At 51.3% G+C, this 23873-nt stretch carries 22 protein-coding genes, 1 other RNA gene and 1 other annotated feature; of the genes, 10 read left to right on the top strand and 13 right to left on the bottom strand.

All coding sequences use genetic code 11. The annotated features are described in order from the left end of the window. Nucleotides 1-34 precede the first annotated feature (34 nt). The 6 genes from htpG to K0335_RS13290 form a co-directional block, all read right to left on the bottom strand. Nucleotides 35-1909: a molecular chaperone HtpG gene (htpG, locus tag K0335_RS13315; RefSeq protein WP_000678201.1), complete on the bottom strand. Its 1875-nt coding sequence runs from the start codon at nt 1907-1909 to the stop codon at nt 35-37. A gap of 109 nt (nt 1910-2018) precedes the next feature. Beyond that, entirely contained in the window at nt 2019-2624 is a 606-nt protein-coding gene (gene recR, locus K0335_RS13310) for a recombination mediator RecR (protein WP_001195025.1), read from the bottom strand. Next, a complete protein-coding gene (locus K0335_RS13305) occupies nt 2624-2953 on the bottom strand; it encodes a YbaB/EbfC family nucleoid-associated protein (RefSeq protein ID WP_000467098.1) in 330 nt (109 codons plus the stop codon). Before K0335_RS13305 ends, recR begins: the two co-directional genes overlap by 1 nt. Before the next feature lie 52 nt (nt 2954-3005). Continuing rightward, entirely contained in the window at nt 3006-4937 is a 1932-nt protein-coding gene (gene dnaX / locus K0335_RS13300) for a DNA polymerase III subunit gamma/tau (RefSeq protein ID WP_000122034.1), read from the bottom strand. Further along, nucleotides 3609-3673, bottom strand: a sequence feature (DnaX frameshifting element). Its footprint overlaps the gene before it by 65 nt. A gap of 128 nt (nt 4938-5065) precedes the next feature. Further along, nucleotides 5066-5617 carry an adenine phosphoribosyltransferase gene (apt, locus tag K0335_RS13295; RefSeq protein WP_046076571.1) on the bottom strand — a complete coding sequence of 184 codons (552 nt, stop codon included), beginning with the start codon at nt 5615-5617 and terminating at the stop codon, nt 5066-5068. Between the two features lie 161 nt (nt 5618-5778). Continuing rightward, nucleotides 5779-6147 carry a DUF454 family protein gene (locus tag K0335_RS13290; protein ID WP_001188907.1) on the bottom strand — a complete coding sequence of 123 codons (369 nt, stop codon included), beginning with the start codon at nt 6145-6147 and terminating at the stop codon, nt 5779-5781. Between the two features lie 69 nt (nt 6148-6216). Here K0335_RS13290 and priC point away from each other — a divergent pair, with 69 nt between their 5' ends. Together priC and rsmS are read left to right on the top strand one after the other, a co-directional pair. Then, a complete protein-coding gene (gene priC / locus K0335_RS13285) occupies nt 6217-6744 on the top strand; it encodes a primosomal replication protein N'' (RefSeq protein WP_104919332.1) in 528 nt (175 codons plus the stop codon). Between the two features lie 13 nt (nt 6745-6757). Beyond that, nucleotides 6758-6922, top strand: a complete 165-nt coding sequence (rsmS, locus tag K0335_RS13280; RefSeq protein WP_000051151.1) for a pleiotropic regulatory protein RsmS — start codon at nt 6758-6760, stop codon at nt 6920-6922. Nucleotides 6923-6960: 38 nt separating this feature from the next. Here the strand turns inward: rsmS and mscK are convergent, their stop codons facing one another. Beyond that, nucleotides 6961-10320: a mechanosensitive channel MscK gene (mscK, locus tag K0335_RS13275; RefSeq protein WP_046080586.1), complete on the bottom strand. Its 3360-nt coding sequence runs from the start codon at nt 10318-10320 to the stop codon at nt 6961-6963. A gap of 125 nt (nt 10321-10445) precedes the next feature. Next, entirely contained in the window at nt 10446-11093 is a 648-nt protein-coding gene (acrR, locus tag K0335_RS13270; RefSeq protein WP_000101765.1) for a multidrug efflux transporter transcriptional repressor AcrR, read from the bottom strand. A gap of 143 nt (nt 11094-11236) precedes the next feature. On the opposite strand from acrR, the gene acrA reads away from it, so the two are divergent. The 6 genes from acrA to K0335_RS13240 all read left to right on the top strand — a co-directional run bounded on the left by acrA (nt 11237) and on the right by K0335_RS13240 (nt 19380). Further along, a complete protein-coding gene (acrA, locus tag K0335_RS13265) occupies nt 11237-12430 on the top strand; it encodes a multidrug efflux RND transporter periplasmic adaptor subunit AcrA (protein WP_002431407.1) in 1194 nt (397 codons plus the stop codon). Between the two features lie 22 nt (nt 12431-12452). Next, nucleotides 12453-15602, top strand: coding sequence for an efflux RND transporter permease AcrB (acrB, locus tag K0335_RS13260; RefSeq protein ID WP_001132493.1), 3150 nt, complete (start codon nt 12453-12455; stop codon nt 15600-15602). A 502-nt stretch (nt 15603-16104) separates the two neighbouring features. Next, nucleotides 16105-16479 (top strand): Hha toxicity modulator TomB, encoded by a 375-nt coding sequence (tomB, locus tag K0335_RS13255; RefSeq protein WP_000344803.1) that lies wholly within the window; start codon nt 16105-16107, stop codon nt 16477-16479. 26 nt (nt 16480-16505) lie between these two features. Beyond that, nucleotides 16506-16724 carry an HHA domain-containing protein gene (locus tag K0335_RS13250; RefSeq protein WP_001280991.1) on the top strand — a complete coding sequence of 73 codons (219 nt, stop codon included), beginning with the start codon at nt 16506-16508 and terminating at the stop codon, nt 16722-16724. A gap of 496 nt (nt 16725-17220) precedes the next feature. Further along, on the top strand, nt 17221-17691 hold the full coding sequence (locus K0335_RS13245; protein WP_002431406.1) for a YlaC family protein: 471 nt from the start codon (nt 17221-17223) through the stop codon (nt 17689-17691). Nucleotides 17692-17829: 138 nt separating this feature from the next. Beyond that, a complete protein-coding gene (locus K0335_RS13240) occupies nt 17830-19380 on the top strand; it encodes an EAL domain-containing protein (protein ID WP_001260376.1) in 1551 nt (516 codons plus the stop codon). Between the two features lie 41 nt (nt 19381-19421). On the opposite strand, the gene K0335_RS13235 is transcribed toward K0335_RS13240, so the two are convergent. Both K0335_RS13235 and ffs read right to left on the bottom strand, forming a co-directional pair. Continuing rightward, nucleotides 19422-19775 carry a DUF1428 domain-containing protein gene (locus tag K0335_RS13235; RefSeq protein ID WP_000878140.1) on the bottom strand — a complete coding sequence of 118 codons (354 nt, stop codon included), beginning with the start codon at nt 19773-19775 and terminating at the stop codon, nt 19422-19424. Between the two features lie 119 nt (nt 19776-19894). Then, nucleotides 19895-19991, bottom strand: an RNA gene (gene ffs / locus K0335_RS13230) — signal recognition particle sRNA small type. Between the two features lie 162 nt (nt 19992-20153). On the opposite strand from ffs, the gene K0335_RS13225 reads away from it, so the two are divergent. Next, nucleotides 20154-20465, top strand: a complete 312-nt coding sequence (locus K0335_RS13225; RefSeq protein ID WP_000409911.1) for an MGMT family protein — start codon at nt 20154-20156, stop codon at nt 20463-20465. A 30-nt stretch (nt 20466-20495) separates the two neighbouring features. Here the strand turns inward: K0335_RS13225 and K0335_RS13220 are convergent, their stop codons facing one another. Next, on the bottom strand, nt 20496-21068 hold the full coding sequence (locus tag K0335_RS13220) for a YbaY family lipoprotein (protein ID WP_000779831.1): 573 nt from the start codon (nt 21066-21068) through the stop codon (nt 20496-20498). A gap of 217 nt (nt 21069-21285) precedes the next feature. Here K0335_RS13220 and tesB point away from each other — a divergent pair, with 217 nt between their 5' ends. Continuing rightward, nucleotides 21286-22146, top strand: a complete 861-nt coding sequence (gene tesB, locus K0335_RS13215; RefSeq protein ID WP_002431405.1) for an acyl-CoA thioesterase II — start codon at nt 21286-21288, stop codon at nt 22144-22146. Nucleotides 22147-22194: 48 nt separating this feature from the next. Here tesB and amtB read toward each other — a convergent pair whose 3' ends face one another. Together amtB and glnK are read right to left on the bottom strand one after the other, a co-directional pair. Next, nucleotides 22195-23481, bottom strand: coding sequence for an ammonium transporter AmtB (gene amtB / locus K0335_RS13210; RefSeq protein WP_000685029.1), 1287 nt, complete (start codon nt 23479-23481; stop codon nt 22195-22197). Between the two features lie 29 nt (nt 23482-23510). Beyond that, nucleotides 23511-23849: a P-II family nitrogen regulator gene (glnK, locus tag K0335_RS13205; protein ID WP_000780338.1), complete on the bottom strand. Its 339-nt coding sequence runs from the start codon at nt 23847-23849 to the stop codon at nt 23511-23513. Nucleotides 23850-23873 lie beyond the last annotated feature (24 nt).

Here is a 23873-nt window from a genome sequence, read left to right as displayed (position 1 = left end):
AGGGGCGACGCAACATTCTAATTTATCGCCAGTATCAGGAAACCAGCAGCTGGTTCATACGACGAATAAACAGGTTCGGATCTTCCAGCGTGCCGCGTTCTGCCAGCAGCGCCTGATCTAGCAGCAGTTCTACCCACTCGCTGAACTTCGCTTCATCTTCAGTATCTGCCGCACGTTTCACCAGTACGTGATCCGGGTTCAGTTCGAAAATGTATTTCACTTCTGGCACTTTCTGGCCCGCCGCAGCGAACAGTTTCGCCATCTGAGTGCTCATTTCGTCCGCGTCGGTAGAGACAATCGCTGGCGTATCGGTCAGACGGTGGGTCAGACGGACATCTTTCACACGCTCGCCGAGCAGGGCTTTCACACGGTCGATGAACGGAGTCAGTGCTTTCTCCGCTTCTTTCGCGCTCTCATCAACTTCGTCAGCCAGTTTTTCCAGCGACTCGTCAACTTTAGACACAGACTGGAACGGTTTACCGTCGAACTCAGTCAGATAGTTCATCATCCACTCGTCGATGCGGTCGGAAAGCAGCAGAACTTCGATGCCTTTCTTACGCAGCAGTTCCAGGTGCGGGCTGCTCTTCGCTGCCGCGTAGCTGTCTGCGGTGATGTAGTAGATTTTCTCCTGCCCTTCTTTCATGCGGGAAACGTAGTCTTCCAGAGACACGGTCTGCGCAGAAGAGTCGGTATGGGTAGAAGCAAACCGCAGCAGTTTGGCGATCGCTTCCTGGTTAGCGAAATCTTCCGCCGGACCTTCTTTCAGTACCAGGCCAAACTGTTGCCAGAAGGTCTGGTATTTTTCCGCATCGTCTTTCGCCAGTTTTTCCAGCATTTGCAGCACACGCTTGGTCAGCGCATTGCGCAGGTTGCGGGTTACGGTGCTGTCCTGGAGGATTTCACGGGAAACGTTCAGCGGCAGATCGCTGGAGTCAATCAGACCACGCACGAAGCGCAGATAGTTCGGCATGAACTGTTCTGCGTCGTCCATGATGAACACACGCTGAACATACAGTTTCAGGCCGTGTTTATGATCGCGGTTCCACATATCCCAGGGTGCCTGCGACGGAATGTACAGCAGGCTGGTGTACTCCTGCTTACCTTCAACGCGGTTGTGGCTCCAGGTCAGCGGATCGTTAAAGTCGTGAGCGATGTGTTTGTAGAACTCTTTGTACTCTTCGTCGGTGATTTCCGACTTGTTACGGGTCCAAAGCGCCTGCGCTTTGTTGATTTTCTCCCAGGAGATAACGGTTTCGCCGTCTTTCTCTTCGCGTTTTTCGATCTCTACCGGCAGCGCGATATGGTCGGAGTATTTGCTGATGATAGAGCGCACGCGCCAGTCATCGAGGAACTCGTCTTCGCCTTCACGCAGATGCAGGGTGATTTCAGTACCACGATCTTCTTTGGTGATGTCGGCAACGGTATATTCACCTTCGCCAGCCGATTCCCAGAAGACGCCGTTTTCTGGTTTTTCGCCTGCCGCGCGAGTACGCACGGTCACTTTGTCGGCCACGATAAACGCAGAGTAGAAACCAACACCGAACTGACCGATCAGCTGGCTGTCTTTCGCCTGGTCAGAACCCAGGGATTCGAGGAATGATTTGGTGCCGGATTTAGCGATAGTCCCCAGATGGTCAATCACTTCGTCGCGGGTCATCCCCACGCCGTTATCGGAGATGGTCAGCGTACGCTTGTCTTTATCGAAAGAGACACGAACGCGCAGTTCGCCATCACCTTCGTACAGGTCCGGGTTAGAGAGCGCGCGGAAACGCAGCTTGTCCGCCGCATCGGAGGCGTTAGAGATAAGCTCACGCAGGAAGATTTCTTTATTGGAATAGAGAGAATGGATCATCAGGTGCAGAAGCTGCTTCACTTCTGACTGAAAACCACGAGTTTCTTGTCCTTTCATGTAGGTCTACCTCAATAATGCCATTTTAAGGTTAAAAACAGGATGAGGGAGAGATGGGGACAAGGGGGAATAATTTCAAGCGAGAGCAGGTGATCCTGCTCTCGTTTGCTTAAAAACGAATCTTATGACGCCCGGCAAGGGAGTGTGACAGCGTGGTGCCATCGACCATTTCCAGTTCGCCGCCAACCGGTACGCCATGAGCGATTCGGCTGGCTTCCACGTCATATTGCGCGCAAAGCTCGGCAATGTAGTTAGCGGTAGCTTCACCTTCAACCGTGGGGTTGGTGGCGAGGATCACTTCAGTGATTTTTTCCTCTGCCAGACGCTGTTCCAGACGATCAAGCCCGATATCATCCGGACCGATGCCGTCCAGCGGTGACAGGTGCCCCATCAACACAAAATAACGGCCTGAAAACTGACCGGTCTGCTCAATGGCGTAGATGTCCGCCGGACTCTCCACCACGCAGATTTGGCCGTTTTCCTGACGACGCGGATTCGAACAAATGTTACAGACTTCCTGTTCGGTGAAGGTGCGGCAATCGGCGCAGTGGCCGATTTCCGACATCGCCCGGGTGAGCGCCTGCGCCAGACGCATCCCGCCGCTACGATCGCGCTGAAGCAGCGTGAACGCCATACGCTGCGCCGACTTCGGGCCCACGCCCGGCAGACAGCGCAGTGCTTCCATAAGCTGTGTTAACAGCGGGCTGGTTTGCATCAGAACGGCATCTTAAAGCCAGGCGGCAGCTGCATTCCGGAGGATACAGAGGCCATTTTTTCTTTCTGCGTTTCTTCAATACGACGTGCTGCGTCGTTGAATGCTGCAGCCACCAGGTCTTCCAGCATCTCTTTGTCGTCTTCCAGCAGGCTCGGGTCGATCTCTACGCGACGGCAGTTGTGTGCACCGTTGATGGTCACTTTTACCAGACCTGCGCCAGATTCGCCGGTCACTTCCAGCTGCGCGATCTCTTCCTGCATTTTCTGCATTTTTTCTTGCATCTGCTGGGCTTGCTTCATCAGGTTACCCAGACCGCCTTTACCAAACATAGGTTTCTCTCTCAATCACGTTAAGGATGACGAACGTAAGCTGTGCTTACGATCAAATGGGGCGGATACTTTCTTCATCCAGCTCCGCATCGAAGAACCGACGCAGGGTCTGAATATTATTATCCGCAATAATGGACTCGCGCGCCTGCGCAAGTTTTTCTTCGTATATCGCCTGACGCCATTCCAGCGGCGTGCGCACCGCGGGATTATCATCTTCAACGATAGTCAGTTCAACCGTTGAACCTTTTAACGTGCTCAACGCTTCAGCCAGTTTTTGCTGTGCACCGCGGTTGTTCAAATGCCGCTGAGAGGAGCGCAAATGCAGGCATATTGCGTTGTCGCTCTCCTCTTTCCAGGCATTTAACGCCACCTGTTCGACCAGTTTTGGTAGCGAAAGTTGGCTCACCTGTGCCGCCCACGGATCGCGCTCAATGGCTTCTGCCGCCAGCTTCGCCGCCAGTTCCGGCGTTTTTTCATGTTCCAGCGCTTTTTTCAGCGCCTTCGGCGTGGCGACCACTTCTTTTTGCTGCATCACTGGAGTGGTCGCCTTCCAGCGATACGCTTCTTTTTTGGCTGGTGCTTTTTCCAGCGCCGATGGCCCCGGACGCGCCTGAACGCGATCGGTGACCGAAGCCAGTCTTTCCAGCGCAGCGTTATTCACCGGCCGCGCGCGGGTAGCGGCTGCCGGTTCACTCTTTTTTGCTTTGGTTGCTCCCTGTGCGCGCTGCAGTTGTTGGCGCGCCGCCAGCACCTGGCTGGTGGTTTCTGAGAGCGGTACAGTCGGTGCCTGCTGCGGAGCTGATTGCGGTTGCGGCGGCACCTGGGTTGGCGTCATTACTGCCGTTGGCGCGACGGGCGCAAAAGACTGGCGTGGCACTTCTGGCTCAGGCAGCGGCATACGCGGATGAAACGCCAGTGCGCGCAACAGCGTCATCTCAACGCCCATGCGGCGGTCCGGCGCATACGGTAATTCTTTGCGACCAATCAACAGCGTTTGATAGTAAAGCTGAATATCCGTCGGCGGTATGGTGCGCGCCAGTTCACGCATCCGCAGCTCGATGGCGGCCATGTCGTTGCCCAGCGCAGCAGGGGAAAGTTGCACCATTGCAATGCGGTGCAACAGGCCGAGCATTTCCACCAGCAAGGCCTCCCACTCAATACCACGAGCGGCGGCTTCATTAATCAGCGACATTACACGCTCGCCGTTGGCTTCAACCATCGCTTCAACCAGCGACAGCGCCTGATCGTCGTCAAGCGTACCCAGCATCGCACTGACCGCTTGTGTTGAAACCTGTCCGTCACCGCTGGCAATTGCCTGGTCGGTTAAACTTAAGGCATCTCGCAAGCTGCCTTCAGCGGCGCGCGCCAGCAGTTGCAGCGCCCGTGGCTCGTGAGCGATATGTTCTTCGTTGAGGATGTGCTCAAGCTGATGGCGAATTTGCTCGACATCCAGCGCTTTGAGATGAAATTGCAGACAGCGTGACAAAATCGTCACCGGCAATTTCTGCGGATCGGTCGTCGCCAGCAGAAACTTGACGTGCTCCGGCGGTTCTTCAAGGGTTTTTAACAGTGCGTTAAAGCTGTGGCGCGACAGCATATGCACTTCGTCGATCAGATAAACTTTAAAACGACCACGCGCTGGCGCGTACTGGACGTTATCCAGCAGGTCACGAGTGTCTTCAACTTTGGTGCGCGAGGCGGCGTCGATTTCAATCAGATCGACAAAGCGCCCCTGCTCGATTTCACGACAGTTATCGCACACGCCGCACGGCGTCGCGGTAATGCCAGTTTCGCAGTTTAGCCCCTTCGCCAGCAGTCGGGCGATAGAGGTTTTTCCGACGCCCCGGGTGCCGGAAAAAAGATAAGCATGATGAATACGCCCTAACGACAAGCCGTTCGCCAGTGCGGTCAGCACATGTTCCTGGCCGACGACGTCAGCAAAGGTTTGTGGGCGCCATTTTCGGGCTAAGACCTGATAACTCATTGGCAGGCTCTGAAACGCTGGAAGGTGGATTCACGAAGGGGTAATGCTAACACAGCCCCGTCAGAACGGCGAGGCTGAATGCACATCTTGTGCTGTCTGTAGCGTGGGCAGCACAAGACTGGCGATAATTAATGGCCCGGGAACGGGACAAGGCTATAGCTGGTAATGCCCTGTTTTTCCAGACGCTGTTCACCGCCGAGATCGAACAGGTTGATAATGAACGCAGCGTCAGTCACTTCACCACCTAAACGGCGGATCAGTTTAACCGTCGCTTCAATAGTGCCGCCGGTTGCCAGCAGATCGTCCACCACCAGTACTTTGTCGCCTGGTTTAATGGCATCGACATGGATTTCCAGCTTATCGGTGCCGTATTCCAGCTCGTAAGTTTCGCTGATAGTTTCGCGCGGTAGTTTGCCAGGTTTACGTACCGGCACAAAACCAACGCCCAGACCCAATGCTACCGGAGCGCCGAACAAGAAGCCACGCGCTTCAGTGCCGACAACTTTGGTAATGCCCGCATTTTTGTAACGCTCAACCAGTAAATCGATGCTGAGAGCGTAAGCTTTCGGGTCTTCCAGTAAGCTGGTGACATCGCGGAACAGAATGCCGGGTTTTGGGTAGTCCTGAATGCTTTTGATGCTATTTTTGAGATACTCAAGCTGCTGTGCAGTCGCGGTCATAAGTGTATGCCTGCTTGTTACGGTGGTACTCACGGCGCGTTTTAAACGAGTCAAAAGTAACAGTTGTTTAACCTTTGACCGCCTGCGCCTGTGCTCGAAAACGCCAGAATGTACTGGCTGTGGGCGATAATTGCAACAGCGATTGTTGTGCTTTGCCGTTTTTATTGCTTTTCATCAATCACCGGGATTCGCCACATAAAAATCAGCAAACAACCGAGGATCACCAACAACAGAATACGCACCCACGTCATATGCACGAACCAAAGTGAAATCGAAAAAGTCAGTAAAATAATGAATATCGCCCGAGGCTTTGCACCGCGTGGCATCGCATGATATTTCTGCCAGAAACGTAGATAGCTGCCAAACCATGAGCGGTACAGCAACCAGGCGTGAAAGCGCGGGGAAGAACGGGCAAAGCACCAGGCCGCCAGCAGGATAAACGGCGTCGTTGGTAATACCGGTAATACCACGCCCAGCGTACCCAGTACTACCGCCAGCCAGCCAATGATGATTAAAATGATTCGTTGCATATTATGTGTAGTCAGCTTACAGAGTGGCTACTTTAGCATAACAATTATCATTTTCATTGAGGTCTTATCGTGAAAACCGCCCTGCTGCTGGAAAAACTGGAAGGTCAGCTCGCCACGCTGCGCCAGCGTTGTGCCCCGGTGGCGCAGTTCGCCACGCTAAGCGCCCGTTTCGACAGGCACCTTTTTCAAACCCGTGCGACAACTCTACAGGCGTGCCTGGAGGAAGCGGGAGATAATTTGTCCGCGCTTCGCCATGCAGTTGAGCAACAGCAACTGCCGCAAGTGGCCTGGTTGGCGGAACATCTGGCAGCACAACTGGAAGCCATAGCGCGTGAAGCCGCCGCCTGGTCATTGCGCGAGTGGGACAGTGCGCCACCGAAAATTGCCCGCTGGCAGCGTAAACGTATTCAGCATCAGGATTTTGAGCGGCGACTTCGTGAGATGGTTGCCGAACGTAGAGCCCGTCTGGCGCAAGCGGCCGAACTCGTGGAACAACAAACGCTGCATCGTGAAGTGGAAGCCTATGAAGCGCGCCTTGCGCGGTGTCGCCATGCGCTGGAAAAAATCGAAAACAGGTTAGCGCGTTTAACCCGCTAACAATGGAGAGAATATGTCACTGGAAAATGCCCCTGACGATGTCAAACTGGCCGTCGATTTAATTGTCCTGCTGGAAGAAAATCAGATCCCTGCCAGTACCGTGCTGCGCGCGCTGGATATTGTTAAGCGTGATTATGAAAAGAAGTTACAGAGCGATGAGGCTTCGCAAAGCGAGTAAAAAATAAAGGGCGGCATCACTGTCGCCCTTTATTGTCCTTACCCTACCGCAGGCGTTGGATCGTCGCCCTTGTAGTCACGTTTCACTTCCGTTACTTCATCGCCCTTCTCGTTGTGCAAATGCACTTCAAGCTGGTTAAAGGCAATGTTGATGTCGTTTTCACGGCACAGCTGATCAATAGTACGGTTCAGCTCATCGACAGTACGGCTACGGTCACGCAGTTCACGCACATACAGACGCAGCTCATGATCCAACGTGCTGGCACCAAATGCCGTAAAGAAGACTTCCGGCATGGGTTCGTGCATCACCCTTGGGTGCTCAGTCGCCGCCTTCAGCAATACTTTACGCACTTTTTCCAGATCGGAGCCATAGGCCACGCCCAGACGAATCACCAGACGAGTGGTGGTGTCGGTTAACGACCAGTTGATGAGACGCTCAGTAACAAACGCTTTGTTCGGGATGATCACTTCTTTGCGATCGAAATCGGTAATCGTTGTCGCACGAATACGGATCTTGCTGACCGTACCCGAGAAGCTACCAATGGTTACCGTATCGCCAATGCGCACCGGACGTTCGAACAGGATAATCAAACCGGAGACGAAGTTACCGAAGATCTCCTGTAAACCAAAACCAAGACCTACGGATAATGCTGCCGCCAGCCACTGGAGTTTATCCCACGAGACGCCCAGCGATCCGAACACCGTCATCGCACCAACGGCAATAATGATGTAGTTAAGGATGGTAGTAATGGCATACGACGCGCCCTGGCGCATATTCAGTCGCGAGAGCACCAGCACTTCCAGCAAACCAGGCAGGTTGCGAATTAACGCCCAGGCTACCATTGAGGCGATAATTGCAAACAGCAGGCTGCCCATGGTGACGTTTTTCACCACCGCAGCACCGGCTTCAGTGCCGTTGTAATGCCAGAGCGTGATGCTGTCAAGATAGCTGAATACGGTGATCAAATCGGACCAAATCGCCCAGAACATGACACCGAACAGCGCAAACATCAGCAACATGGTAATACGCAGCGTCTGCTGGTTAACCTGCTCCAGTGCAATGGTGGGTTCTTCCGGCGGTTCAGCACCTTCCGCGCCCTCTTTCACCAGATTCTGTCGACGCGCCAGCGCACGACGCCAGGCGATACGCCGCGCCGCTACGCTTAAGCCACGCAGTACTGTCTGGTAGAGCAGGTTCCAGATGATCACCAGATAAACGGTTTCAATCCAGCGTCCTGCCAGACGCAGCGTAGTGTAGAAGTAGCCTGTAGCAGTCAGCACCATCAACGCAATCGGGATTATCGACAGTACGGTAATGGTGACCAGTCGCATGGTGTGCGACTCTTTATCACGCCAGCTTTCGCGGCACATCGGCCACACCAGGAAGGCAATCAGCAGCAGGTTGAAGAAAATCATCGCCTGCCCCAGCACATCATCCATCAGATGCAGTGGGGATAGTTCTGCCACCACTGACCAGAAATGGATTGGCAGCAACGCGAGACTGATGCGGACAATTTGTCGACGCCAGTGGCTGGTCTGCTGTTCCGGCATACCGAAGTGACGTACGGCAACACCGTTTTTCTCCAGTACCTTCCAGCACAGGCCAAACACCAGCCAGAAAATCGCCAGTTTTTTGCTGAACGACCATAGCAGTTCGCTGATGTTGAGCTGCATGGTCAACAGAATCAGGCCAACCGCGAGAATAATCAGGCACACCGGCAACGCACGGATCAGGTCGATAAGGATCGCTTTTGGTGTGTTGAGCTGGCTGTCGTTACGCAGGGAACCCACAGCGGAAGCCAGTTTTTGTTGATATGCTTTCAGCCACCCCAGACGCCAGTGGATCAGCCCGGCAATTAATAGCAGTGGCAAACCAGCGAGGAAAGCGATAAAGACGGCTGGCCAGGCTTTTTCCCAGTTTACCGTGATCTTCATCGACTTAAATTCATCTTTCAGCGTTTGCGGGAACGCTTTGATCCAGTCCCAGTCCATCGGACGGTTACTGTTCACCCAAAAGATTTGCTGAGTCAGGATGGATTTCAGGTTTTTCGATACGCTCATTAACTGCTGCTGGTTGATTTGCAGGTTAATGGCCATCATCAACTGGTTACCCAACTGTTTATTAAGCTGATCCAGCAGTTCGCGACGCATATCCACAACCTGGAGTAATGCGTCATGAACTTCACTGTTAACTTCGTTGGCGTGACCTTCTTCCAGTTTGTTAACGAACGCATCGCTCTGGAAGAGCGCATCACGCTGCTGGTTGACTTCAAACTGTTCGAGACGCAAATCCGCGATGCGGTTGGTCATGTTTTCCAGTTCATCCGCCGAGGGCAGCGTTTGTTGTTGCTGATAAAGGATACGAGACAACAACAGGCTGCCTTTCAGGACAGAAATCTGCTCTTTGATATTACGTTCCGATTGCAGCGCCCGCTCAAGCCAGTTTTTGACTTTGATGTTTTGCTGCATCAGCTGATTACCGTTTTCGGTCGCGGTAATCAAACGCTGACTCAACTGCTGGTTTATTTCCAGCTCCTGCTTCACCAGCGGGTTAGCCTGAATACGCGCAGTTTCATCCGGCGAGACCGCTTCCTGCGCCGTCTTCTCAGTTAAGGTGAGACGTTTATTGTTAACGGCCTCCTGCAATAACTGAAGTTCATGTTCAAGGCGCGTGCTATTCGCGGTCACATAATCACGTTGCTTTTGCAGCATATCCTGCAAAATAGTATTGCCTTCCAGACTTTTACGCTGCTGATCAATCTGTGCATTTAGCAGAGCCTGCTGAACCTGGAGTAACGTTTTTTGCGTCGCACGCAACTCGGTTTCACCAACTTCTGTGCCATCCAGACGGTTACGAATTTGCTGCAGCTGTTGAGAAGCGTTGTACATGGAGTTTTGTACGCGCTCTGGCTGGGTTTGCAGCGATACAAGCTGGCTGTTATAAGCGGCCAAATCGTTTTGCGCATTCTGCAACTCATCCAGTACCTGAGCCACGCGGGATTCAAGCTGGCGCAAAGAAAGCGTACGAAGAACTGTGCGCGTTTCCTGGTCGTTATCCACGTCATTCAGGGTGGTTAACGCATCTGTAGCCTGACGCATTTTTTCCGGGGCCTGGGCAACTTTTTGTTTCAGTTGCACCGTTTCTTCTTTTACCCGGTCGATTTTATCGAGCGTCGCTAAGGTGTCGGTCAGATCCTGCTGAACTAATTTATCCTGGGCAGAGAGATCTTTTTGTTTATTAAGCGCATCCAACTGGGCCTGCACGTCTGCTTTGGTTGGCAAGTCGCCACCAGCCGCGCGCGCAAAAGCCGGAGCCTGGCTACACAAAATAAATGCAAGCGCAAAAAGCGAAATAAAAACAAATTGTTGTGAACGTTTATAGAACTGCAACATAGTCATGATGAATAGGCGTTTTGCTACCGGCGGGGCGCCGGAAATAGTCAGGGCGCAAGAATATCACGCCTCAGACAGACGGAATAGCAACAGCGAGATCCTCCAGGATAAATCCTGGAATTAGCGTGTCATTATTCCTTTGCAGAGGTTGCCCGCAGTGATGGACAAAAGAGATACATTTCTAATAAGACGGCGACGTAATCTCGCGCCTCTTTTTTCAGGTCAAAAGCCTGCGGAGCAAATAACCAGCTTTCCATTAAACCTGAAATATAGCCGCGCATAATAATAGCTGCCCGGCGAGTAAGCAGGTCTTCTGGCAACATTTTCGCAGTAATACAATGTCTTAGTGTTTGTTCGATACGGTCATAGCTTTCCACGCAGAGATTGCGCTGAGCCTGCTGAACTACCGCCATTTCACCAACGAACTCACATTTATGGAATATAATTTCCATCAATAAACGTCGGCGTTCTTCCGTCACAGTAGCTTCAAGAATATAGACTAAAATCTCTCGCAAAACGGAAAGTGGATCGTCGGGGAATTTTGCCTGATACTCAAGCTCAAGTTCTCCGATACTGGACTCGGACAACTCCCAGATCTCACTGAACAAATCCGACTTGTTTTTAAAATGCCAGTAGATTGCACCACGCGTAACGCCTGCGGCTTTTGCAATCTCTGCCAGCGAGGTAGATGATACTCCTTGCTGAGAAAACAAACGCAAAGCTACATCGAGGATGTGCTGTCGTGTTTCCAGCGCTTGTTGTTTGGTTTTTCGTGCCATATGTCAGTGAATTTTCAGGCGTTAGATTTACATACATTTATGAATGTATGTACCATATCACGACGATAATATAAACGCAGCAATGGGTTTAGGGGCTTTTTTGCCCATTGATCAATTTGAAATCGGACACTCGAGGTTTACATATGAACAAAAACAGAGGATTTACGCCTCTGGCGGCCGTTCTGTTGCTTTCAGGCAGCTTAGCGCTAACAGGATGCGACGACAAACAGGCCCAACAAGGGGGCCAGCAGATGCCAGAAGTTGGGGTTGTGACGCTCAAAACTGAACCTCTACAAATCACTACTGAGCTTCCGGGGCGTACCAGCGCTTTCCGTATTGCGGAAGTCCGTCCTCAGGTTAGCGGTATTATCCTGAAGCGCAATTTTAAAGAAGGCAGTGATATCGAAGCTGGCGTCTCTCTGTATCAGATTGATCCTGCAACTTATCAGGCTGCCTATGACAGCGCGAAAGGCGATTTAGCGAAAGCCCAGGCTGCAGCCAATATCGCGCAATTGACGGTGAATCGTTATCAGAAACTGCTGGGTACGCAGTACATCAGTAAGCAAGAGTACGATCAGGCTCTGGCTGATGCGCAACAGGCTAACGCAGCGGTGACCGCGGCGAAAGCGGCTGTTGAAACCGCACGAATTAACCTGGCATACACCAAAGTCACCTCTCCAATTAATGGTCGCATTGGTAAGTCGAATGTGACTGAAGGTGCCCTGGTGCAAAACGGTCAGGCGACTGCGCTGGCAACCGTACAGCAACTTGATCCGATCTATGTTGATGTGACTCAGTCCAGCAACGACTTTCTGCGCCTGAAACAGGAACTGGCAAATGGCACGCTGAAACAAGAGAACGGCAAAGCCAAAGTGTCGCTGATCACCAGTGACGGCATTAAGTTCCCACAGGACGGTACGCTGGAGTTCTCTGACGTTACTGTCGATCAGACCACCGGGTCTATCACCCTACGCGCTATCTTCCCGAACCCGGATCATACTCTGCTGCCGGGTATGTTCGTGCGTGCACGTCTGGAAGAAGGGCTTAATCCAAACGCCATTTTAGTCCCGCAACAGGGTGTAACCCGTACACCGCGTGGCGATGCTACCGTACTGGTGGTTGGCGCAGATGACAAAGTGGAAACCCGTCCGATCGTTGCAAGCCAGGCTATTGGCGATAAGTGGCTGGTGACAGAAGGTCTGAAAGCAGGCGATCGCGTAGTAATAAGTGGGCTGCAGAAAGTGCGTCCTGGTGTCCAGGTAAAAGCACAAGAAGTTACCGCTGATAATAACCAGCAAGCCGCAAGCGGTACTCAGCCTGAACAGTCCAAGTCTTAACTTAAACAGGAGCCGTTAAGACATGCCTAATTTCTTTATCGATCGCCCGATTTTTGCGTGGGTGATCGCCATCATTATCATGTTGGCAGGGGGGCTGGCGATCCTCAAACTGCCGGTGGCGCAATATCCTACGATTGCACCGCCGGCAGTAACGATCTCCGCCTCCTACCCCGGCGCTGATGCGAAAACAGTGCAGGACACTGTGACACAGGTTATCGAACAGAATATGAATGGTATCGATAACCTGATGTACATGTCCTCTAACAGTGACTCCACGGGTACCGTGCAGATCACCCTGACCTTTGAGTCTGGTACTGATGCGGATATCGCGCAGGTTCAGGTGCAGAACAAACTGCAGCTGGCAATGCCGTTGCTGCCGCAAGAAGTACAGCAGCAAGGGGTGAGCGTTGAGAAATCGTCCAGTAGCTTCCTGATGGTTGTCGGCGTTATCAACACCGATGGCACCATGACGCAGGAGGATATCTCCGACTACGTGGCGGCGAATATGAAAGACGCCATCAGCCGAACGTCGGGCGTGGGTGACGTTCAGCTTTTCGGTTCTCAGTACGCGATGCGTATCTGGATGAACCCGAATGAACTGAACAAATACCAGCTAACGCCGGTTGATGTCATTACCGCCATCAAAGCGCAGAACGCCCAGGTTGCCGCCGGTCAGCTCGGTGGTACACCACCGGTGAAAGGCCAACAGCTTAACGCCTCTATTATCGCTCAGACGCGTCTGACCTCTACTGAAGAGTTCGGCAAAATCTTGCTGAAAGTAAATCAGGATGGTTCCCGCGTTCTGCTGCGTGACGTCGCGAAAATTGAGCTGGGTGGTGAAAACTACGACATCATCGCAGAGTTTAACGGCCAACCGGCTTCCGGTCTGGGGATCAAGCTGGCGACTGGCGCGAACGCGCTGGATACCGCTGCGGCAATCCGTGCTGAACTGGCGAAGATGGAACCGTTCTTCCCGTCGGGTCTGAAAATTGTTTACCCGTACGACACCACACCGTTCGTGAAAATCTCTATTCACGAAGTGGTAAAAACTCTGGTCGAAGCGATCATCCTCGTATTCCTGGTTATGTATCTGTTCCTGCAGAACTTCCGCGCGACGTTGATCCCGACCATTGCCGTACCGGTAGTATTGCTTGGGACCTTTGCCGTCCTTGCCGCCTTTGGTTTCTCGATAAACACGCTAACAATGTTCGGGATGGTGCTCGCCATCGGCTTGTTGGTGGATGACGCCATCGTTGTAGTAGAAAACGTTGAGCGTGTGATGGCGGAAGAAGGTTTGCCGCCAAAAGAAGCCACCCGTAAGTCGATGGGGCAGATTCAGGGCGCTCTGGTCGGTATCGCGATGGTGCTGTCGGCGGTGTTCGTACCGATGGCCTTCTTTGGCGGTTCTACCGGGGCAATCTATCGTCAGTTCTCCATTACCATTGTTTCAGCAATGGCGCTGTCGGTACTGGTGGCGTTGATCCTGACTCCGGCTCTTTGTGCCACCATGCTGAAACCAATTGCCAAAGGCGATCATGGGGAAGGCAAAAAAGGCTTCTTCGGCTGGTTTAACCGCATGTTCGAGAAGAGCACGCACCACTACACCGACAGCGTAGGCGGTATTCTGCGCAGTACGGGGCGTTACCTGGTGCTGTATCTAATCATCGTGGTCGGCATGGCCTATCTGTTTGTGCGTCTGCCAAGCTCCTTCTTGCCAGATGAGGACCAGGGCGTATTTATGACCATGGTTCAGCTGCCAGCAGGTGCAACGCAGGAACGTACGCAGAAAGTGCTCAATGAGGTAACGAATTACTATCTGACCAAAGAGAAGAACAACGTTGAGTCGGTGTTCGCCGTTAACGGCTTCGGCTTTGCGGGACGTGGTCAGAATACCGGTATTGCGTTCGTTTCCTTGAAGGATTGGGCCGATCGCCCGGGCGAAGAAAACAAAGTTGAAGCGATTACCATGCGTGCAACTCGTGCATTCTCGCAAATCAAAGATGCGATGGTCTTCGCCTTTAACCTGCCTGCGATTGTGGAACTGGGTACGGCAACCGGCTTCGACTTTGAGCTGATTGACCAGGCGGGCCTTGGTCACGAAAAACTGACTCAGGCACGTAACCAACTGCTTGCAGAAGCAGCGAAGCATCCTGATCTGCTGACCAGCGTGCGTCCAAACGGTCTGGAAGATACACCGCAGTTCAAGATTGATATCGACCAGGAGAAAGCTCAGGCACTGGGTGTTTCTATTAACGATATTAACACTACCCTGGGCGCTGCATGGGGCGGCAGCTACGTGAACGACTTTATCGACCGTGGTCGTGTGAAGAAAGTTTACGTCATGTCAGAAGCAAAATACCGTATGCTGCCGGATGATATCGGCGACTGGTATGTTCGTGCTGCTGATGGTCAGATGGTACCGTTCTCGGCGTTCTCCTCTTCTCGTTGGGAGTACGGCTCGCCGCGTCTGGAACGTTACAACGGCCTGCCATCCATGGAAATCTTAGGCCAGGCAGCACCGGGTAAAAGTACCGGTGAAGCAATGGAACTGATGGAACAACTGGCGAGCAAACTGCCTACCGGTGTTGGCTACGACTGGACGGGGATGTCCTATCAGGAACGTCTCTCCGGTAACCAGGCCCCTTCACTGTACGCGATTTCGTTGATTGTCGTGTTCCTGTGTCTGGCGGCGCTGTACGAGAGCTGGTCGATTCCGTTCTCCGTTATGCTGGTCGTTCCGCTGGGGGTTATCGGTGCCTTGCTGGCAGCCACCTTCCGTGGCCTGACCAATGACGTGTACTTCCAGGTAGGCCTGCTCACAACCATTGGGTTGTCGGCGAAGAACGCGATACTTATCGTCGAATTCGCCAAAGACTTGATGGATAAAGAAGGTAAAGGTCTGATTGAAGCGACGCTTGATGCGGTGCGGATGCGTTTACGTCCGATCCTGATGACCTCGCTGGCGTTTATCCTCGGCGTTATGCCGCTGGTTATCAGTACTGGTGCTGGTTCTGGCGCGCAGAACGCCGTAGGTACTGGCGTAATGGGCGGGATGGTGACCGCAACGGTACTGGCAATCTTCTTTGTACCGGTGTTCTTCGTCGTGGTTCGTCGTCGCTTTAGCCGTAAAAGCGAAGACTTAGAACATAGCCACAAGGTTGAGCATCACTAAGATCCTCGCCAGAAGGTATTGTTAAGGCCGCGAAAGCGGCCTTTTTAGCGCCAAAAATCATAAAAAAGGCTTATTGTTGGCCTGCATATTTTATCTTTCAAAAATTAACGATATAATCCCCTGCCTGTTTGAAGGCTATTCTCAAGAACATCGGTAAATTCTTATTTTCCCTGTTAAATAAGAATGTTTTTATGAATGCAAGCTATTTTGGCATTATCTTTTTGTATTGATATGTCTGGAGAATGCCTCTTCTGGCAGCACTGGCATGTTAAAAACAACCAGATGATCGCCAATCTTCTTTCGGTAATTACGTGCTAAAATGCAATAAGGTAACGTCATCATGCATTTCAGCTATTTGTAATTTTTCGTAATATGCCGATGAAATCTTTATTAGAGTAGATTATAGTTAAATCATCAGACGAGAGGGCAAGCCCGCGGTTAGTTAGTTGTCTCTACCCCGAAAGGTGTTCGATTAGTACAGCCACTAAGAAGGGGATGTGTTATGGACGAATACTCACCAAAACGACATGATATCGCACAGCTTAAATTTCTTTGCGAAACCCTGTATCATGACTGTCTTGCAAATCTTGAAGAGAGCAACCATGGCTGGGTTAACGACCCAACCTCGGCTATCAATCTGCAGCTCAACGAACTGATTGAGCATATTGCAACCTTCGCACTTAATTACAAAATTAAGTATAATGAGGACAATAAGCTCATAGAGCAGATCGATGAATATCTGGATGACACTTTTATGTTGTTCAGTAGTTATGGCATTAATACACAGGATTTACAGAAATGGCGAAAATCTGGAAACAGGCTCTTCCGCTGTTTTGTTAACGCCACCAGGGCGAACCCTGTTAGTTTGTCGTGTTAAAACTATTAAAATGATAGGTACAATTTATGTCCGATAAGCCTTTAACCAAAACTGATTATTTGATGCGTTTACGTCGTTGCCAGACAATTGACACGCTGGAACGTGTCATCGAAAAAAATAAATACGAACTCTCTGACAATGAACTGGCGGTATTTTATTCAGCAGCTGATCACCGTCTCGCTGAATTGACCATGAATAAACTTTACGACAAGATCCCCTCCTCCGTATGGAAATTCATTCGCTAATATGCCATCTGATAAATAAACGAGTATCAACCATCAGTTAGGTTAATGAATTACACTTACTGTTTTTGGTGATTATGCTTCGCTAATTTTTATTATGTTGTTTCCCCGGTATTGTTCCCTTACCAGCTTTACTTCATTTGAGGTTGAAGTTTGCAGGGGAATTATTCGAAAAAACAGAGCGAAAGTGAAAAATAGAAGATGCTGTTGGGGTTTTATTGCCAGGTAACTGTGAGTTAAGCGCCTTGTTACCAATAACAGCAGCGTCGTTTTAAGATAACTCTTCCCCAGTTGGCATAATGCTACCTGTACGGTGTTCACTTCCAGTGATACCCGCCAGGTGTTCTTCTCCTATAGCAGTTGCATCAGGATGGCTGTTCCTGCGTAAAAAACATGTAACTGTTATGCTAAATTGTGGTTAATCTGTTACTTTTTTCATACAATCACCTTGTTATAATAGGGTGTTCCCCAGAAGTTGCAGAACTCACAAAGGCAAATGATGACCGAAATACAGCGCCTGCTCACAGAAACCATTGACGATCTTAACAAGCGTGAAAAGCGTGACAACAAGCCACGTTTTAGCATCAGCTTTATCCGTAAACATCCAGGGCTGTTTATTGGCATGTATGTTGCCTGGTTTGCCACCCTGGCAGTCATGTTGCAGTCGGAAACGCTGGTAGGTTCAGTCTGGCTGCTGGTTGTTTTGTTTATTCTATTAAATGGCTTTTTCTTTTTTGATGTTTACCCGCGTTATCGCTATGAAGACATTGATGTGCTGGATTTCCGGGTCTGTTACAACGGTGAATGGTACAACACGCGTTTCGTCCCCCCCACTTTAATAGAAGCGATTCTCCATTCCCCACGGGTAAATGGCGTACAAAAAGAACAACTGCAAAAAATGATCGCCCGCAAAGGCGACCTTTCGTTCTACGACATTTTCACTCTGGCTCGTAGCGACGCAGCTGCGTAACGATGAAAATACAGCGTACTGTACTTGCTCCAGTACGCTTTACCCTCAGCTGTCTTATGCATTAACTCAATAACATTCGCGAAGCTTATCTATTGATGAGATATACTTTCTCTACTCTGCGTAAATAAGGATATCTTCGTGAGAACTCGTCATCTGATTAGCCTTGTTACAGGCGTGCTCATTTTGTCCGTGATTGTTCCAGTCGGCTTAATCCTTTGGCTTGCTCATCGTCAGGTTGAAAGTACATTTATTGACGAGCTAAATATTTACGCCTCACGCGTCAATCTACGGGCTGAAAAAGTTGCTTCCCAGGGCAAAAGAGCACTGGAACAACTGGAAGCATTTCAGGGCCCCCCTTGTAGCCCTGAGCAATTGATGGAAATGCGCCGGGTTTCTTACAGTTTTCGCTATATTCAGGAAGTCCTTTATATCAACAATAACGTTCCGCTCTGCTCTTCACTGGAACAAAATAGCGCCCCGATTGCTTTCCCGGCACCGGGGAAAATCACCCGTGAAGGTTATCGGGTCTGGTTAACGGAAGAAAATGACCTTGGCTTAAAACGTTATATGGTTGCCATCGGCACCCAACACTATGTGGTGATGATCGATCCTGCTTCCTTTATCGATGTTATTCCCTTCAGCAGCTGGCGTATCAATGCAGCGATCATCGGTGAAGCTCATCATGTGGTGATTTCAGGTAGTGAACAACTGCCTCCTGATGTAGTTGCACTGTTAAAAAACACGGGTAACCAACATCTGGAAATAGACAACACCATCTATAATATTCAGTCTTTTCCTGAAATGAATATTTCTATCATCACCTGGTCTTCTACACTCCCTTTGCAAAAAAGCTGGCATCACGAAACGCTTATTTGGCTACCTTTAGGACTGTTGATTGGCGTACTCTCTGCACTGTTTATTTTGCGCATTGTCCGACGATTACAGTCTCCCCATCATCGATTGCAGGACGCGATCAATAATGGCGATATAAAAGTGCATTATCAGCCAATCGTCTCTTTGACAACCGGTAAAATTGTGGGTGCTGAAGCACTGGCCCGCTGGCCACAAACCGACGGTACTTACCTTTCCCCGGAAGTCTTTATTCCTCTCGCCCAACAAACCGGTCTTTTGGAATCGATGACTCATCTGGTCATTAAAACAGTATTTGAAGATATGGGAGTGTGGCTGAATCAACACCCGGAGCAACATATCTCTATCAATCTGGAATCTTCCGTTCTGGCCTCGGAAAAAATTCCACAGCTATTAGGAAGAATGCTTAATCATTACAAAGTTAACCCTAATCAAATCGCCCTTGAACTGACAGAGCGCGAGTTTGCCGATCCCAAAACCAGTGCTCCGCTAATTGCCGGATACCGCAAAGCGGGGCATGAAATTTATATTGATGATTTCGGCACCGGTTACTCCAGTCTGAGTTACTTGCAAAATCTTGATGTCGATATTCTTAAGATCGATAAATCTTTCGTGGATGCCCTGGAATATAAAAATGTCACCACGCATATTGTTGAGATGGCCAAAACGTTAAAGCTAAAAATGGTCGCGGAAGGTATTGAAACCCCTCATCAGGAGAGCTGGTTACGCCAGCATGGCGTGCACTACGGCCAGGGCTGGCTCTACAGCAAGGCATTACCGAAAGAGGATTTCTTACGCTGGGCCGAGCAACATTTGTGAATTTTTGGGCTGACGGCACGCCGCACAGCCCGTCACGCTACCTATTCGTCGATGATTGACTCGAATCCGCCATAGATCATTCGCTTGCCATCAAACGGCATGGACTCGCCGAACTCCTTCATCCGTGGGTCCGACATCATCTTTTGATTAGCAGCGTCGCGGACCTCTTTTGAAGGGTATTCAATCCAGCTAAAGACAACCTCTTCATTCTCTTCCGCTTTCACCGCCATACGAAAATCGGTCACTTTGCCATCCGGTACATCGCTGGCCCAGCATTCGACAATACGAAGCGCGCCAAACTCTTTAAACAATGGCGCGGCCTTAGCGGCCATTTCCCGATAGGCATCCTTTTTATCGGCAGGAACGGCAACCACAAAACCATCAACATACTTCATCAGACATACCTCCGAAGCGTACTGCGCAGCCAGACAATTCTTGCGACGTCAGTTGTGGTTAAAGTTTAGCCATGTTGGGATTTTTTGACGAAACGGTGGGAGGCAGAAATGGGTGGGGGCCCTGCCAGCTACATCCCGGCACACGCGTCATCTGCCTTGGCTGCTTCCTTCCGGACCTGACCTGGTAAACAGACTAGCGTTGCGGGAGAACCAACAGAGCCCCCATTGAGAGCGTTGAGAACCAACGCGCAGGCGCATTATCACTGCTGCCCCGGCTAATTGCAACCCATTGCGTGCCAGATGCTGGTTTCTTGCGCAATGCGGCTTCACTCGGGCGTTTTTCCAGATTATGCTGAAAAATTACCTCAGGAAGAAAAGATGGAAAAAGAAGATTCATTTCCCCAACGCGTCTGGCAAATCGTAGCCGCTATTCCCGAAGGCTATGTCACCACTTACGGTGATGTCGCGAAACTGGCGGGATCGCCCCGCGCCGCGCGCCAGGTAGGTGGTGTGTTAAAGCGTCTCCCGGAAGGCAGCACCTTGCCCTGGCACCGGGTGGTTAATCGCCACGGCACAATTTCGCTAACCGGACCGGATTTACAGCGTCAGCGACAAGCATTACTGGCAGAAGGCGTGATGGTATCGGGAAGCGGACAAATCGACTTACAGCGTTATCGCTGGAACTACTAACCCTCTCCGGGCGGAGAGGGTTAACTTCGTTTAATATTGCGTAGGAGCCGGAACTGCAGAAGACGGATTCACCTGGGTTGGTGAGGTCGAAGGTACGGTAGTCGTTGCGCCACCGCTGGCCTGAACCGGCACGGCGGTTTGCTGCACCGGCACCAATGTCAGGTCAGCTTTAGTTCCGCCCTGGTTGATCACCGGCTGAACGGTATCGGTGATAAATACCAGTTTGTCATTCACGGTAATCGCCGCACTCAACAGAATACGCGCGTTCGGCTGAACGTCTGCCGGGTTAAATGGCAGAACAAAACTGAATGGTGACTGTTTACCTTCAGTACGCACCGCTTTTTGAGCCAGCACTTTTGACGGTGCATCGGCTAACGATGCGTCAGAAAGTGTCACGGTCAGCACGGCATCAGGCGGCAGTGCGACTTTCTGACGGATCCAGACGGTACCGGAAACATTCGGTTGCTGGATAGCAGGTTGCTGTGTTGCTGAAATAGACGTATTTGCAGCCGGTGCTGGCGTCTGAATATCCGCGCTTTTATCTGCGCAAGCCGCCAACGCAATCGCAACCGCTAAACCACTGGCCATGTGCACGAGTTTCATTCACTTCTCCTTATTATCAATGCACCAGCGGGCTAACTTTCCTCGCCGGAAGAGTGGTTAACAAAATAGTAACGTCAACAAGTGTGGCACACATCACGCATTTCTGCCTGTAATTAGCCCGTAATTCAGACCATTGCACCCATCGGACCAGTGGCAAATTTGCGTTATACTCAACTCACTTTGGCTTGCTGCGGCAGCTTTGTTACTGGAGAGTTATATGAGTCAGGCGCTAAAAAATTTACTGACATTGTTAAATCTGGAAAAAATTGAGGAAGGACTCTTTCGCGGCCAGAGTGAAGATTTAGGTTTACGCCAGGTGTTTGGCGGCCAGGTCGTGGGTCAGGCCTTGTATGCTGCAAAAGAGACCGTCCCTGAAGAGCGGCTGGTACATTCGTTTCACAGCTACTTTCTTCGCCCTGGCGATAGTAAGAAGCCGATTATTTATGATGTCGAAACGCTGCGTGACGGTAACAGCTTCAGCGCCCGCCGGGTTGCTGCTATTCAAAACGGCAAACCGATTTTTTATATGACTGCCTCTTTCCAGGCACCAGAAGCGGGTTTCGAACATCAAAAAACAATGCCGTCCGCGCCAGCGCCTGATGGCCTGCCTTCGGAAACTCAAATCGCCCAATCGCTGGCGCACCTGCTGCCGCCAGTGCTGAAAGATAAATTCATCTGCGATCGTCCGCTGGAAGTCCGTCCGGTGGAGTTTCATAACCCACTGAAAGGGCATGTCGCAGAACCGCATCGTCAGGTATGGATCCGCGCAAATGGTAGCGTACCGGATGATCTGCGCGTTCATCAGTATCTGCTCGGTTACGCTTCTGACCTTAATTTCCTGCCGGTAGCTCTACAGCCGCACGGCATCGGTTTTCTCGAACCGGGGATTCAGATTGCCACCATTGACCATTCCATGTGGTTCCATCGCCCGTTTAATTTGAATGAATGGCTGCTGTATAGCGTGGAGAGCACCTCGGCGTCCAGCGCACGCGGCTTTGTGCGCGGTGAGTTTTATACCCAGGACGGCGTGCTGATTGCCTCGACCGTTCAGGAAGGGGTAATGCGTAATCACAATTAAAAAAATAGCCGGAGGTGAAAACCGTCCGGCTGTTTTTTGCAGTGCTTATTACGCGTTATAGGCATTTTCGCCGTGGCTGTTGACGTCCAGCCCTTCTCGCTCCTGTTCTTCCGGTACACGCAGACCAACCGTCAGATCCGCCAGTTTGTAGCCAATAAACGCCACCACACCGGACCAGACAATCGTAATGGCAATGCTTTCCAGCTGTACCAGCAACTGATGGCCCATCGTCACACCTTCAGCGAAGCCCACGCCGCCCAGCGAGCTGGCTGCAAAAATCCCGGTCATGATACAGCCGACAATGCCACAAACGCCGTGCACACCGAAGACATCGCAGGGATCATCCACCCGCAGCAAGCGTTTGAGCATGGTAACGCCCCACAAACCCGCCAGACCAGCGACTACGCCGATAATCAACGCGCCGCCAACACCAATGTAGCCACAGGCTGGCGTCACGCCGACCAGACCGGCAATCGCGCCAGAACACGCCCCCAGCAGTGAAGGCTTACCGCGCAGCGCCCATTCACCGAAGATCCAGCCAAGAATTGCCGCCGCCGTTGCGACCACAGTGTTCACAAATGCCAGTGCTGCAATTTCATTCGCCGTGCCCGCTGACCCGGCGTTAAAGCCAAACCAACCGATATAGAGAATGGCAGTACCGGTAAAGACCATCGGCAGGTTGTGCGGTTTAAACGCCTCTTTGCCGAAGCCCACGCGTTTGCCAATCAGATATGCGCCCACCAGACCAGCAATTGCGGCGTTAATGTGCACCACCGTGCCACCCGCAAAATCCAGCGCACCGTGAGAAGCCAGCAAACCGCCGCCCCAGACCATATGCGCAATCGGAATGTAAGAGAGCGTCAGCCATACCACCACGAAAATCAGCACAGCTGAGAAGCGGATCCGTTCCGCCAGCGCCCCGACGATCAAGCCGACGGTAATGCAGGCAAACGATCCCTGAAACGCCACGTGGATATACTGATAAATGCTGCCCATCACCGCCGTCAGTTCGATGTTTTTCAGCATCAACCAGTTAATGTTGCCAAAGAAGTTGTTGCCCTCACCAAACGCCAGCGAGTAACCGTAAACCACCCAGAGAATACAGACCAGTGCAAACGTCACCGTCACCTGCGTCAGCATCGACAGCACATTTTTGCCGCGAATTAACCCACCGTAAAACAGGGCAATCCCCGGAATAGTCATAAACAGCACCAGCGCAGTACAAATCATCATAAACGCATTGTCAGCTTTATCGGCCACCGCAGGTGCAGCCATTACCAGTCCCGGCAGCATCGCCAGTGAAGCAAGCCCAGTTTTTATCGTCGCTATCTTCATTTTTCGTTCCTGTTGCTGTGTGCCAGAGATTACAGCGCCGCTTCGTCGGCTTCGCCGGTACGAATACGAATGACGCGTTGCAATTCAGCGACGAAGATTTTGCCGTCGCCAATTTTTCCGGTGTAAGCCGCTTTGCTGACGATATCGATCACTTCATCGAGTTGGTCATCAGCAATCGCCACATCAATTTTTACTTTTGGCAGAAAGTTGACGCTGTATTCCGCCCCCCGGTACAGCTCGGCATGCCCTTTCTGACGCCCGAAACCTTTCACTTCGGTGACGGTCAGGCCCTGAATACCAATGGAAGATAACGCTTCACGAACGTCTTCCAGCTTGAATGGTTTGATTATCACGGTCACCAGCTTCATAGATCCCCTCCGGTCAGAATTCGG

It is taken from the genome of Escherichia sp. GZ89 (genome assembly GCF_019366485.1).
Lineage (GTDB): Bacteria > Pseudomonadota > Gammaproteobacteria > Enterobacterales > Enterobacteriaceae > Escherichia > Escherichia fergusonii.
This window is presented reverse-complemented; position numbering and strand designations above follow the sequence as displayed.

What these genes read in the sequence shown, in the direction of transcription:
- K0335_RS13220 (WP_000779831.1), bottom strand. Translation starts at nt 21,068, where the DNA reads ATGAAACTCGTGCACATGGCCAGTGGTTTAGCGGTTGCGATTGCGTTG.
- K0335_RS13305 (WP_000467098.1), bottom strand. Translation starts at nt 2,953, where the DNA reads ATGTTTGGTAAAGGCGGTCTGGGTAACCTGATGAAGCAAGCCCAGCAG.
- K0335_RS13250 (WP_001280991.1), top strand. Translation starts at nt 16,506, where the DNA reads ATGTCCGATAAGCCTTTAACCAAAACTGATTATTTGATGCGTTTACGT.
- tomB (WP_000344803.1), top strand. Translation starts at nt 16,105, where the DNA reads ATGGACGAATACTCACCAAAACGACATGATATCGCACAGCTTAAATTT.
- apt (WP_046076571.1), bottom strand. Translation starts at nt 5,617, where the DNA reads ATGACCGCGACTGCACAGCAGCTTGAGTATCTCAAAAATAGCATCAAA.
- K0335_RS13290 (WP_001188907.1), bottom strand. Translation starts at nt 6,147, where the DNA reads ATGCAACGAATCATTTTAATCATCATTGGCTGGCTGGCGGTAGTACTG.
- rsmS (WP_000051151.1), top strand. Translation starts at nt 6,758, where the DNA reads ATGTCACTGGAAAATGCCCCTGACGATGTCAAACTGGCCGTCGATTTA.
- K0335_RS13235 (WP_000878140.1), bottom strand. Translation starts at nt 19,775, where the DNA reads ATGAAGTATGTTGATGGTTTTGTGGTTGCCGTTCCTGCCGATAAAAAG.
- acrB (WP_001132493.1), top strand. Translation starts at nt 12,453, where the DNA reads ATGCCTAATTTCTTTATCGATCGCCCGATTTTTGCGTGGGTGATCGCC.
- glnK (WP_000780338.1), bottom strand. Translation starts at nt 23,849, where the DNA reads ATGAAGCTGGTGACCGTGATAATCAAACCATTCAAGCTGGAAGACGTT.
- htpG (WP_000678201.1), bottom strand. Translation starts at nt 1,909, where the DNA reads ATGAAAGGACAAGAAACTCGTGGTTTTCAGTCAGAAGTGAAGCAGCTT.
- acrA (WP_002431407.1), top strand. Translation starts at nt 11,237, where the DNA reads ATGAACAAAAACAGAGGATTTACGCCTCTGGCGGCCGTTCTGTTGCTT.
- acrR (WP_000101765.1), bottom strand. Translation starts at nt 11,093, where the DNA reads ATGGCACGAAAAACCAAACAACAAGCGCTGGAAACACGACAGCACATC.
- amtB (WP_000685029.1), bottom strand. Translation starts at nt 23,481, where the DNA reads ATGAAGATAGCGACGATAAAAACTGGGCTTGCTTCACTGGCGATGCTG.
- mscK (WP_046080586.1), bottom strand. Translation starts at nt 10,320, where the DNA reads ATGACTATGTTGCAGTTCTATAAACGTTCACAACAATTTGTTTTTATT.
- dnaX (WP_000122034.1), bottom strand. Translation starts at nt 4,937, where the DNA reads ATGAGTTATCAGGTCTTAGCCCGAAAATGGCGCCCACAAACCTTTGCT.
- tesB (WP_002431405.1), top strand. Translation starts at nt 21,286, where the DNA reads ATGAGTCAGGCGCTAAAAAATTTACTGACATTGTTAAATCTGGAAAAA.
- recR (WP_001195025.1), bottom strand. Translation starts at nt 2,624, where the DNA reads ATGCAAACCAGCCCGCTGTTAACACAGCTTATGGAAGCACTGCGCTGT.
- K0335_RS13225 (WP_000409911.1), top strand. Translation starts at nt 20,154, where the DNA reads ATGGAAAAAGAAGATTCATTTCCCCAACGCGTCTGGCAAATCGTAGCC.
- K0335_RS13245 (WP_002431406.1), top strand. Translation starts at nt 17,221, where the DNA reads ATGACCGAAATACAGCGCCTGCTCACAGAAACCATTGACGATCTTAAC.